Genomic DNA, 12,448 nt, shown 5'->3' with positions numbered 1-12,448 from the left:
GCGGGCTCGCGAAAAGGTTTTCCGCACTCGTCCGAAGTGACCAGCCGTCCCGCCTGTACCAATGTCCATCGCACTTTCACGATGCAACTTCTGCTAGTTTCTTTCAAAGATCGAGCGGACTGTCTCCGGGCCATCGAACCGGTCCGGATGAGGTCGCCGATGGCCGCTCATACGAACGCTGCTTGCGTCCTTCGGAATGACGGCGTTCGGTTGTTCTCTTGACCCGCGCGGTCTCCAGATCCAGCGATTACTTCCGGAGAGTGGATGCCGGATCGATCTTGGCGCGATGTCCTGCCGATTTAAGCCATGCCTGGTGCCGCCGTGCCCGTCGCCGGGGGGGTGAGCGGATAGGCGGCGTTGCGGTCGAGGAGCGTCGGTGGGTGAATCGGGGCCGCGATGGTACAGACGACGCCCTCCGTCGCGAAAAGAAGCTTCACGTCTCCAGCGAGATCGCGGGCGAGGCTGCGTTCGATGAGGCGTGAGCCGAAGCCCGTGCGGGTGGGTGGGGTGACGGGCGGGCCGCCGCTCTCGCGCCAGCTCAAGGAAAGACGCAGATCCGGGTCTCGGCTCACCGTCCATCCAATCGCGATGGTGCCGCCTTCCCGCGACAGGGCGCCGTATTTCACCGCGTTGGTGCCGAGTTCGTGCAACGCCATGGCGATGGAGAGGGCGACGCGCGGCGGCAGGCGTAGGGCCGGCCCGGCGACATGGAACCGCGAGGCTTGGCCGTCGCCCGCATCGAGGGGCGCGATGGCGTCGGCGACGACGGTGGCGAGTTCGGCTCCCTCCCAACTCTCGCGGGTGAGGACGTCGTGGACCCGCGCCAGGGCGAGGAGCCGCGCCTCGAAGGCCGCCCGTGCCGCCTCGGCTTCCGCGCCCTCGAGGCGGCGCAGGGATTGACCGGCGATGGATTGCACGGTGGCGAGGGTGTTCTTCACCCGGTGATTGAGTTCGTGGATGAGGAGCAGGAGGTGCTCCTCCGCCCGCTTGGCCTCGGTGATGTCGACGTTGCAGCCCGTGTAGCCGAGGAAGGCGCCGGTATCGTCCCGGCGCGGAACGCCTTCGCAGCGCAGCCAGCGGACCTGACCGTCGCGGTCGATCACCCGGACTTCACCGCGGAACGACCGGCGGGCCTCGAACGCGTCCCGGAACAGGGTCGAGAAGGCCGGCAGGTCTTCGGGGTGAACAATCCTCTGCCAGCCATCGTCCTGCAGGGTTTGGGCCGCCGCGCCGAACAGGTGCTCGAAATGCATGTTGGTGAAGCTGAGCGTCGCGGTCTCGTCCGTCATCCAGATCAGGGCCGGGGCCGAATCGGCCATGTGCCGGAAGCGCGCTTCGCTCTCCCGTAAGGCGCTCAAGCCGCGCTCGGTTTCGGCCAGGGCCCGATCGCGTTCGCGGATGCGCGTGCGCAACTGGATCGAGGCATCGGCCAGGACCTCGCCGAGGGTGCGGATCTCGTTGATCTGGGAGGAGACGCGGGGGATCGCCTCGCCCCGGGCCAGGGCCGGCCCCGTCGCGGCGAGGCGCCGGAGGGGCCGGGCGACCCGCGACCACAGGCTCACGGCGAGGACCGACGACGTCGCGAGCACCACGAGGCCGAAGCCGCAGAACGCCCAGATCCAGCCATGCAGCCGGGCTTCGACGAGGGATTGCGGGATGACGGCCCCCACGGTCCATCCCGTGAGGCGGGCCCGGGCCTCCACGACGGTGACGGGCTTCATGGATCGGTCCTTCCCCTCCCAGACCCCCGCCGTGCTCGTCTGCCTCTGGCGCAGCATCGGGAAGCGGGAGCGGCCCACCACGAGATCCGGATCGGGCAGGCGCGCGAGCACGACGCCGTTCCGGTCCGAGATCCCCGTCGTCCAGCCGGCGACGCTCTCCCGAGTGATCAGGGCCTGGAGACGCGCCACGGGCGCGGTGAAGCTGAGGATGAAGGCGACCTCCCCCTCCACCGAGACCGGGACCGCGATGGCGTAGCTCGCCGTCATCGGGGACGATCCCTGAAGGAGGTTCGACACCACGGCCCGCACGGAGCCGCTGGCCACCTCGCCGTCGAACGGTAGGCCCATCTTCGGCATCGGAGCGCCTTTCGGCACCGCCGTGTTGACGAGTTGCTGCCCGTCGGGGCGGCGCAGGAGGATGTCGAGGCCCACCGCGTCGCGTACGAGCCGGGCCTGGGTCTCGAAGTTGGCGAAATCGGAATCCCTCAGGCGCGGGGAGGTCGCGAGGGTCTGGAGCACCGAGACGAGGCCGGCGGTGTCCCGATCGACCGAGAGGGCGATGCTGCGCACGTTCTCGCGCGCGTCCTGCTCGAAGCGCGCGCGCTCCGTGCTGGCATAGCGCACGAGGAGAATCGCCGTGAACAGCAGGCCCGGTCCAATGAGGGCGATGACGAGGGCGATGAGGTAGACCTGGGTCGAGACGTCGCCGCGCCAGAGATCGGGCAGCAGGCGGCCGAGGCGCTTCGAGCGCCGCCGCAAGCGTTCCAGGGGCGCGCGGCCGGGGCGCGCCTTCTCCGGATGTGACTTGCCCGGACGTGAATCCCCTGGACGTGACTCGCCCGGAATCATCTCGCCCGGCACGGTCTCGCCACCACCGGCCTGCGGGTCGGGGCCGATCATGGACGATCGACGTGACCGAGGTCGCGGGCCGGGTCGATTCGATCGCGGACCCGCTGCTTGAGCGTCTTCACGTCGGGAAAGCCGCCGTCCCGCGTCCGGTCCCAGATCGTCTCTGCGCCGCACGCGATCACGAACACGCCGCCCGATCCGGGAACCAGGGCGACTTCACCGAGGTCGTCTCGGAAGGTGGAGAGAAGTTCCTGAGCCATCCAGGCCGCACGCAGGAGCCACTGGCATTGCGTGCAGTAGACGATGGCGATTCTCGGCTTCTCGACGAGGGCGACCGGCGTTCCATCCATGGCCGGCACAGCGCACCGAACCCCCCCGACTTGTCAACCACGGGGCGTGGGGTGGCTCCTTCCGATCCGGGCCACGCTTGTCGCCGGCCCCTCGACCGGGAAACACTTTTCTTCTGAACGGCCGAGCCTATCTGTCGCAGGGCGCTCCGCGTCGGGCGCCCCGTCCTCACCGTTTTCCCCGGAGTTCCCCCGCATGCCTTCAGGCGCCGCCATCCTCCCGAACCCGTCCGTCTTCGGCCGTGTCCGTGCGGCGTTCGTGGCCCTGGCGCTCGCCACCACGCTCACGGGCTGCGGCGCCATCAACCGGGTGCCGACCTTGGAGGAGCAGGCGAAATCGTCCTGGAGCGAGGTCCAGAACCAGTACCAGCGCCGGGCCGACCTGATCCCGAACCTCGTCGAGACGGTGAAGGGCTACGCCCAGCAGGAGAAGGACGTGCTCGTCGGCGTCACGGAGGCCCGGGCCAAGGCCACGAGCGTGAAGGTCGATGCCGGGACGGTGAACGATCCGCAGAAGTTCAAGGAGTTCCAGGATGCCCAGAACCAGCTCTCGGGCGCCCTCGGCCGCCTGCTCGTGAGCGTGGAACGCTATCCCGATCTGAAGTCGAACCAGAACTTCCTCGCCCTGCAATCGCAGCTGGAGGGGACCGAGAACCGCATCGCCGTGGCGCGGCGCGACTATATCGGGGCCGTCCAGGCTTACAATACGGAGGTGCGGACCATTCCGGGCCGCTGGATCGCCGCGTGGTTCTACCCCGAGGCCAAGCCGATGGAGACCTTCACGGCAACGCCGAATTCCGAGCGGCCCCCCAGTGTGAAGTTCTAGGCCGCCATGGCGCATCTCGCCGACCGTGACGTGCGGGCGGTCCTCCTCGGGCTCGTGCTTATTCTCCAGGCGACCTGGGGGGCAGGGCCCGCCTCGGCCGCCGACCCGACGTTTCCGGCGCTCGGCGGGCGAGTCGTCGACGCGGCGGGTCTGCTCGGAGCGGAGGATCGCGCCGGCCTCGCGGCGAAGCTCAAGGCCCATGAGGACAAGACCTCCGATCAGGTCGTGGTCGCCACGGTGCCCGATCTGCAGGGCCTAACGGTGGAGGATTACGCCAACCGCCTGTTCCGGCACTGGGCGCTCGGCCAGAAGAAAACAAACAACGGTGTGCTGCTGCTCGTGGCCCCGAAGGACCGCAAGGTTCGAATCGAGGTCGGCTACGGCCTCGAAGGCGCCCTGACGGATGCCCTGTCGAAGGTGATCATCACGACGGCGATCACGCCACGGTTCAAGGTTGGCGACTATGCCGGTGGCCTGAATGCCGGCGTCGATGCGATCCTGTCGATCCTGTCGGGGGACGCCGAGACCTGGCAGCGCAAGGCCGAGATCCGCCGGGACGAGGCCGATCCGAGACAGGTGATCCTCTTCATCGTGATCTTCCTGGTGATCCTGTTCCTGGCCTACCGCATGAACAGGGGTGGGCGCGGTGGCGGGTTCGTGGTCCTGCCCGGGCCTTCCTCCGGGGGATGGAGTGGCGGCGTCTCGGGCGGCTTCGGGGATGGCGGATTTTCCGGCGGCGGCGGTTCGTCGGGTGGGGGAGGGGCCTCGGGTGACTGGTGAGTCGATCCTGAACCGGGACGCCCTGGCGCGGATCGCCGAGGCCGTCCGCCGCGCCGAGGCCGCGACGGCGGGCGAGATCGTCGTGCTGATTGCGGCCCGGGCCGGAACCTACCGCTCGGCGCCCCTGGCCTTCGCCCTAGCCTGCGGGCTCCTCGCGCCGTGGCCGCTGATCCTCCTCACGCCGTGGAGCGCCGCTTCAATCTGCCTCGCCCAGGCCTGCGTCGTTCTCGGCGCCTTGGGCCTCGGCCTGCATCCGCGCCTACGCATGGCTCTGGTGCCGCTCGCGATCCGGGAGGCCCGCGCCCACGAGGCGGCCCGACGGGAATTCCGGTCGCGCGGCCTGTGCCGGACGCCGGATCGCACGGGGATCCTCATCTATCTCGCCTGCGCCGAGGGCCATGCCGAGATTGTGGCCGATTCCGGCATCGCCGCCCGCGTGCCGGCCGCCGCGTGGCAGGATTCCATCGGGGCGTTGCTCGCCGCCCTGCGCCGGGGCGACATGGAGGCGGGGCTCCTCGCCGCCGTCGAACGGGTCGGTGCGATCCTGGCGGCCGAACTGCCCGGCCGCCCGGACGATCCCGACCTTCTCCCCAACCGCGTCATCGTCGTCGCGTGACGTATTGAGCTTGGGGCGCTGGCCGTGAGTCGCGCTCAACGGCCGCCGTTCGCTGAAACGCAAGGGTGACACTTGTGTGATGATGTTCGCGGTTTGCCTCAGACATCTGGCCCTGGCGCCGGATTTGCGCAAAAAGGGGGCTTGACGATCTGCGGATAAGGACAGGTCGCGGGAGTGAGGCGCCGATGAGTGCGATCAGTAAACACGGGCCCTGGGCCCTCGTCGGAGCGTTGGGCGCCGCCGCCCTCGCCATAGTGGCCACCACGCGTGGGGAAACGGTCAACGCCCTCTGGATCGTGGTCGCCGCCGTCTGCGTCTACCTCATCGCCTACCGCTACTATTCGCTGTTCATCGCCCGGAAGGTGATGCAGCTCGACGAGACCCGCCCGACCCCGGCGCACCGCCACAACGACGGGCTCGATTACGTTCCCACCAACCGCAACGTCTTGTTCGGGCACCATTTCGCCGCCATCGCGGGCGCCGGTCCCCTCGTCGGCCCCGTGCTCGCCGCCCAGATGGGCTACCTGCCGGGCCTGCTCTGGATCCTGGCCGGCGTCGTGCTCGCGGGCGCCGTGCAGGACTTCATGGTCCTGTTCATCTCCATGCGGCGCGACGGTCGCTCGCTCGGTGAACTCATCCGCGCCGAACTCGGGACCATTCCGGGCGTCATCGCGCTGTTCGGCACCTTCATGATCATGGTGATCCTGCTCGCCGTCCTGGCGATGATCGTCGTGAAGGCGCTCGCCGAGAGCCCGTGGGGCACCTTCACGGTCGCGGCGACGATCCCGATCGCCATGCTGATGGGTCTCTATGCCCGCTACATCCGCCCCGGAAAGGTCGGCGAGGTCTCGATCATCGGCTTCGTGCTCCTGATGCTGGCCATCGTGTATGGCGGCAACGTCGCGGCCGATCCGTACTGGGGTCCGTTCTTCACCTTCACGGGCACGCAACTCTGCTGGCTGCTCATCGGCTACGGCTTCGTGGCCTCGATCCTGCCGGTCTGGTTGCTTCTGGCCCCGCGCGACTACCTTTCGACCTTCCTCAAGATCGGCACCATCGTGGGCCTGGCGCTCGGCATCGCCTACGTCGCCCCGCACATGCAGATGCCGGCCGTGACGAAGTTCGTCGACGGCTCCGGGCCGGTCTGGGCCGGGTCGCTGTTCCCGTTCCTGTTCATCACCATCGCGTGCGGGGCGGTCTCGGGCTTCCATGCCCTGATCTCGTCGGGCACCACCCCGAAGCTCATCGACCGTGAGACGGATGCGCGCTTCATCGGCTACGGCGGCATGCTCATGGAGAGCTTCGTCGCCGTGATGGCCCTGGTCTCCGCCAGCGTCATCGAGCCGGGCATCTACTTCACCATGAACTCGCCGGCCGGCCTCGTCGGCACCACGCCCGAGAGCGCGGCGGCCGCGGTGACGAAGCTCGACCCCGCCTTCACCATCACGGCGGCCCAGATCGCCCAGACCGCCGTCGATGTCGGCGAGCACTCCATCATCTCCCGCGCCGGCGGCGCGCCGACCCTGGCGGTCGGCATGGCGCACATCATCTCCTCGGCCATCGGCGGCAAGGCGATGATGGCGTTCTGGTACCATTTCGCCATCCTGTTCGAGGCCCTGTTCATCCTCACCGCCGTGGATGCGGGCACGCGGGCCGGCCGCTTCATGCTGCAGGATCTGCTCGGCCTCGTCTCGCCGAAGTTCAAGGATACGTCCGCCTGGGCGCCCAGCATCCTGGCCACGGCCCTGTGCGTCGGTGCCTGGGGCTACTTCCTCTACCAGGGCGTCACCGATCCGCTCGGCGGCATCTACACCCTGTGGCCGCTTTTCGGCATCTCGAACCAGATGCTGGCCGCCGTGGCTCTCACCCTCGCCACCGTGGTGATCTTCAAGATGAAGCGCGAGCGCTACGCGTTCGTGACCATCATCCCCACCGTGTGGCTGTGCATCTGCACCCTGACGGCCGGCTGGCAGAAGATCTTCTCGGCGGACCCGAAGATCGGCTTCCTCGCCCATGCCGACCGGTTCTCGGGTGCCATCGCGGAGGGCAAGGTTCTGGCACCGGCCAAGAACATGGCGGACATGCACAAGATCGTCTTCAACGATCGCATCGACGCGGCCCTCGCGGTGATGTTCGTCGGCCTCGTCGTCGCCATCGCGGCCTTCGGCATCAAGGCCTGCGCGAAGGCCTACCGGGCCGATCGCTGGACCGCCCTGGAAAGCGGCGGCCCCGTCGCGGTTCCGGCGGAGTAAGCACCATGGCGCTGTCGTCGATGGAGTTGCGGGACCGTCTCAAGACCTTCTCGAAATGCGTCTGCGACGGCGCCCGCCTCATGGTGGGGCAGGGCGATTACGAGGCCTATGCCGCCCATATCCGTAAGACCCATGCGGATCAGGAGCCCATGAGCGAGCGCGAGTTCTTCCGCAATCGCGAGAATGCCCGCTTCGGGGTCGGCAACCGCAACGGGTTCCGCTGCTGCTGAACGGTCCGTCACGGTCTCCGGGGGCGCCACCGGAGACCGCGCGCGCCTTCGTCGCGCCGGCCATGACGGCGTTTGTATTCAATCCGAAACAAATCTCCCGCATGCCCCCTCCCTGCGTCGCGGTTCCGTGACGGCACGGTCCGTGCGACCGCCCGAAGGGTCGACGACGGAGACGGCATGGGTCTCGTTCAGTACGCGCTGAAATTCCGGATCACGATCTACGTCCTTGCCGTGCTGATGATGCTCGGCGGTGCCGCCGCCGTCGTCGTGGCGCCGAAGGACGTGCTGCCCACCGTCGATATCCCGGTGGTCGTGGTGGTGTGGACCTATAACGGCCTCTCGACCGCCGAGATGGAGCGCCGCATCACCACCTATGCGGAGTTCTCCCTCTCGAACAACGTCAACAACATCGCCCGGATGGAATCGACCACCCTGCAGGGCACGGCGATCCAGAAGATCTATTTCGACGGGGCGGTGAGCATCGATCTCGCTATCGCCCAGACCGTCTCGGCGATGAACTCCATCCGCTCCACCATGCCACCGGGGGTTCAGCCGCCCATCGTCCTGCGGTTCTCGGCGTCCTCCGTGCCGGTGATCCAGCTGTCCCTGTCCTCCGACCGCGAGAGCCTGACCAAGGTCTACGACTACGCCCAGTACCGGATCCGCCAGCGCCTGACCCAGGTGCCGGGCTCGACCCTGCCGTCGCCCTTCGGCGGCACCCCGCGCCAGATCATGGTCGACCTGGATCTGCACGCCCTTCAGGCCCTCGGTCTCACGGCCTTGGACGTCACCAACGCGGTGACGGCCCAGAACCTCACGGTGCCCTCGGGCTTGGCCAAGATCGGCGAGCAGCAATACCCCGTGCAGCTCAACGCTTCGCCCGAGGCCATCGACGCCCTGAACCAGATCCCCATCAAGGTGGTGGGCGGCCAGCCGATCCTCGTCCGCGACGTGGCGCATGTCCGCGACGGCGGTCCGCCGCAGGTCAATATCGTGCGGGCCGACGGCCTGCATTCCGTGCTGATGCGGATCTTCAAGAACGGCACCGCCTCGACCCTCGACGTCGTCAACAACGTCAAGAAGGCCCTACCCGACATCCGCGCCGCCGCCCCCGAGGGTATGAGCCTCAAGCCCCTGTTCGATCAGTCGGTCTTCGTCTCGGCAGCCATCGAGGGGGTGATCCACGAGGCGGTGATCGCCGCCGCACTCACCGGCCTCACCATCCTGCTGTTCCTCGGCTCTTGGCGCTCCACCATCGTGGTGCTGGTGTCGATCCCGCTGTCGATCCTCACCTCCCTGGCCATCCTGACGGCGCTCGGCGAAACCATCAATGTGATGACCCTGGGCGGTCTCGCCCTGGCGGTGGGCATCCTCGTCGACGACGCCACGGTGGCCATCGAGAACACCTACCGGCTGTTCGAGGAGGGCGAGCCGTTCCGCAAGTCCGTGGTCGAGGGCGCCGCCGGCATCGCCAAGCCGGCGCTCATCTCCACCCTGTCGATCTGCGCCGCCTTCGTGTCGGTCTTCGCCCTGACCGACACGCCGAAATACCTGTTCACGCCCCAGGCGCTGGCCGTCGTGTTCGCGATGCTGACCTCCTACGTCCTGTCGCGGACCCTGGTGCCGGTGCTCATCGACGTGCTGGTGGCGCGCGAATACGCCGAACGCCATGGCGGCGGGGTCGAGGCGCCCCGCCGGGGCCGGATCGGCCGGGCGCTCGGCTGGCTCAGCCGCCCGATCTTACGCCTCGCCGGATGGATCCGGCACGGCTTCGAGGCCCGGTTCGCCCGCTTCCAGCGCGGCTATGTCGGTCTGCTGCACGTGGTCCTACGGCGGCGAATCGTGACGCTCGGGGTGGTCGCCGCCGTCCTCGCGGGCTCGGCCGGTCTGTTCACCCTGGTCGGCCAGGACTACTTCCCGCAGGTGGCGTCGAGCCAGATGACCCTGCATCTGCGCACCCGCCCCGGCATGCGAATCGAGACCGCCGAACAGGTCTTCGCTGACGTCGAGAACGTGGTCCGCGAGGTGATCCCCGAGGGCGAGATCGATCAGATCCTCGATAATATCGGACTGCCGTCGAACAACTACAATTTCGCGTTCTCGGACGGCTCGTTCGTCGCCTACAACGACGGCCAGATGCTCATCAACCTGCGCGAAGGCCACGGCTCCGTCGCGGACTACACCAAGCGCCTGCGCGAGACGCTGCGCGAGCGTTTTCCCGACGTGGTGTTCTATTTCCAGCCGTCCGACATCATCACCCAGATCCTGAATTTCGGCACCCTGGCGCAGATCGACATCCAGGTGTCGGGCCGCAACACGGCGAAGGATCTCGAAGTCGCCCAGACCATCGTCCGGCGCCTCAAGGCGACGCGCGGGGCCGTCGACGTCCACCTGCACCAGATCGTCGGCACGCCCCAGTTCTTCGTCGATGTCGACCGCAAGCTCGCCTCCGAACTCGGCCTGACCCAGCAGCAGATCGCGCAGGGGCTCAACGTCTCCCTGGCGGGGTCCTTCCAGGTGACGCCGAACTTCTGGACCGATCCGAAGACCGGCATCCCCTACCAGCTCTGGGTGCAGACGCCGGAATTCCGCAACGATTCCCTCGACGCCCTCAAGAACACCCCGCTCCTCGTCCAGGGCGGGCCGGAGGCGCCGGGCGTGCTGACGCTCCTGTCCAGCGTGTCCACCATGCGGCGCGAGGGGTCCCAGACGGTGGTCAACCACGTCAACACCCAGCCGACCTTCAACATCTACGCGGCGGTGCAGGATTCCGACCTCGGCTCCGTGGCGCGGGACATTCGCACCATCGTGGCGGAGGAGCAGAAGGGCCTGCCGGCCCCCGACAAGATCACGGTGCGGGGCCAGATCGAGAACATGCAATCGGCCTTCACCCGCCTGGAGGTCGGCCTCTCCATCGCCCTCGTCGCCGTGTATCTGCTGATGGCCGTGAACTTCCAGAGCTGGGGCGACCCCTTCGTGGTGCTGGCGGCCCTGCCCCTCGCCTTCTGCGGCATCGTCGCCAGCCTGTTCATCACCGGGACCACCATCTCGATTCCGTCGCTGTTCGGCGCGATCATGTCGGTGGGCATCGCGTCCGCCAATTCGATCCTCCTCGTCACCTTCGCCAAGGAGCACCGCGAGGCGACGGGGTGCGGTGCCGCCGAGGCGGCGCTCCTCGCCGGCGAGACCCGCCTGCGTCCGGTGCTGATGACGGCGGGCGCCATGTTCCTCGGCCTCATCCCCATGGCGCTCGGCACGGGTGAGGGCGGTGAGCAGAACGCGGCGCTCGCCCGCGCCGTGATGGGGGGCATCGCCGTCGGCACGCCCTCGACCCTGCTGTTCGTTCCGTTCCTCTACAGCCTCCTGCGCCGGGGCGAGGTGCGACCCCTGGAGGATTACGCGTGAGCCATTCGCCCCGTGACCCCGCCGACGTGCCGCCGCCGCCGCGCGCCGGCCCGTTCGTCCTCGTCGGCCTCGGCGTCGCCGGGCTGCTCGCCTGGGGGGCGTACGGCCAATGGCAGCAGCGCGCCGCCGCTGCCGAGACCCAGCGCAGAATCGAGACCCACGTCCCGCGCCTGCGCACGGCCACCGTGGAGCGGGCCGACAAGCCCGTGGAGATTACCCTGCCGGGCCAGACCGAGCCCTTCGCCAGGGCCGATCTCTATGCCCGCGCCACCGGCTACATCGCCGAGCGGCGGGTCGATATCGGCTCGCGGGTGCGCCAGGGCGACATTCTCCTGCGTATCGCCGCCCCCGACCTCGACCAGCAATTGGCACAGGCCGAGGCGCAATCCGGGCAGCTCGCCGCGCAACTCCTCCAGGCTCGCTCCATGGTCGATCAGGCCAAGGCCAACGTGGATCTGGCCAAGGTGACCAACTCGCGGACCTCGACGCTGGCGGGCCAGGGCTGGGCCTCGAAGCAGAACGCCGACAATTCGCAGGCGAGCGTGCTGAGCCAAGCCGCGACCCTGGCCTCGGCCGAGGCGGGTGTGAAGGTGGCCGAGGCCAATATCAAAGCTCAAGGCGCCACCGTCGATCGGTTGAAGGCGCTGACCGGCTTCAAGAATATCGTCGCGCCGTTCGACGGGGTGATCACGACGCGCGGCGTCGATGTCGGCGACCTCGTGCACGCCGACGGCAGCGGCACGGCGCTTCTGAGCATGGAGCGAGATGACGTCCTGCGCGTCTCCGTCAACGTGCCCCAGAGTGCCGCCGAGGGGATTCGTCAGGGCCTGGACGCCACGATCCGCGTGCCGCAACTCCCCGACCGGCGGTTTTCAGGCAAGGTCGAGCGCAGTTCCGTCGCCCTGAGGCTGTCGTCGCGGACCCTCACGACCCAGGTCGATGTGCCCAATGCCGATCGGGCGTTGCGCGCGGGCCTCTACGTGTCCGTGACCTTCCGGGTGCCGCGGGTCCGGCCCGTCGCGGTGATTCCGGCGGAAGCCATGGTGTTCAACCAGCGTGGCACCCAGGTGGCGCTCGCGGGCGACGATGGCCGCGCGCGATGGCGCACGGTTCACGTCCAGCGCGACCTCGGGCCGGCCCTGGAGATCGATGACGGCCTGGAGGGTGGCGAGCAGATCGTGCTGAGCCCGCCCGCCGATCTGCGCGACGGCCAGAAGATCGAGCGCCAGGCGCCCCCCGACGCCGCCAAGCCCGTGACGGCGGCAGCCCGCTGATTTCGAGTCGGGGATTGCAAAGGGATCATCCCTTCGTCGGGTGTCGGGCAGAGTCCGACGAACTCTCCGGCAACGCGGCCTGAAGCAGCCCGCTCGGTTGCGCTTCCCCGCCCCGGAGTGGACAAGGCGGCCCCGGAGCCGCCGCGCG

At 68.4% G+C, this 12,448-nt stretch carries 9 protein-coding genes; 7 read left to right on the top strand and 2 right to left on the bottom strand.

Translation table 11 applies throughout. The features are described 5' to 3' along the window. Positions 1-299 precede the first annotated feature (299 nt). Positions 300-2,621 (bottom strand): sensor histidine kinase, encoded by a 2,322-nt coding sequence (locus tag BM249_RS01705; protein ID WP_244528531.1) that lies wholly within the window; start codon positions 2,619-2,621, stop codon positions 300-302. Continuing rightward, entirely contained in the window at positions 2,618-2,920 is a 303-nt protein-coding gene (locus BM249_RS01700) for an Rdx family protein (RefSeq protein WP_091968353.1), read from the bottom strand. The genes BM249_RS01705 and BM249_RS01700 overlap by 4 nt, the downstream gene beginning before the upstream one ends. A 193-nt stretch (positions 2,921-3,113) precedes the next feature. On the opposite strand from BM249_RS01700, the gene BM249_RS01695 reads away from it, so the two are divergent. The 7 genes from BM249_RS01695 (at position 3,114) to BM249_RS01665 (ending at position 12,300) form a co-directional block, all read left to right on the top strand. Then, positions 3,114-3,743 (top strand): LemA family protein, encoded by a 630-nt coding sequence (locus BM249_RS01695; RefSeq protein ID WP_091968351.1) that lies wholly within the window; start codon positions 3,114-3,116, stop codon positions 3,741-3,743. A 6-nt stretch (positions 3,744-3,749) separates the two neighbouring features. After that, positions 3,750-4,523 carry a TPM domain-containing protein gene (locus tag BM249_RS01690; RefSeq protein ID WP_091968349.1) on the top strand — a complete coding sequence of 258 codons (774 nt, stop codon included), beginning with the start codon at positions 3,750-3,752 and terminating at the stop codon, positions 4,521-4,523. Further along, positions 4,513-5,139: a TPM domain-containing protein gene (locus tag BM249_RS01685; RefSeq protein WP_091968346.1), complete on the top strand. Its 627-nt coding sequence runs from the start codon at positions 4,513-4,515 to the stop codon at positions 5,137-5,139. Before BM249_RS01690 ends, BM249_RS01685 begins: the two co-directional genes overlap by 11 nt. A gap of 185 nt (positions 5,140-5,324) precedes the next feature. After that, complete coding sequence (locus BM249_RS01680) at positions 5,325-7,391, top strand: carbon starvation CstA family protein (protein WP_091968343.1); 2,067 nt, start codon at positions 5,325-5,327, stop codon at positions 7,389-7,391. Between the two features lie 5 nt (positions 7,392-7,396). Next, entirely contained in the window at positions 7,397-7,621 is a 225-nt protein-coding gene (locus BM249_RS01675; protein WP_091968341.1) for a YbdD/YjiX family protein, read from the top strand. Between the two features lie 177 nt (positions 7,622-7,798). Continuing rightward, positions 7,799-11,026 (top strand): efflux RND transporter permease subunit, encoded by a 3,228-nt coding sequence (locus BM249_RS01670; protein WP_091968339.1) that lies wholly within the window; start codon positions 7,799-7,801, stop codon positions 11,024-11,026. After that, entirely contained in the window at positions 11,023-12,300 is a 1,278-nt protein-coding gene (locus tag BM249_RS01665) for an efflux RND transporter periplasmic adaptor subunit (RefSeq protein WP_091968336.1), read from the top strand. The genes BM249_RS01670 and BM249_RS01665 overlap by 4 nt, the downstream gene beginning before the upstream one ends. Positions 12,301-12,448 lie beyond the last annotated feature (148 nt).

Source organism: Methylobacterium gossipiicola (assembly GCF_900113485.1).
In the GTDB taxonomy this organism is placed as follows: domain Bacteria; phylum Pseudomonadota; class Alphaproteobacteria; order Rhizobiales; family Beijerinckiaceae; genus Methylobacterium; species Methylobacterium gossipiicola.
The sequence above is the reverse complement of the archived record's forward strand: the minus strand, read 5'-3'. Positions and strand labels throughout refer to the sequence as shown.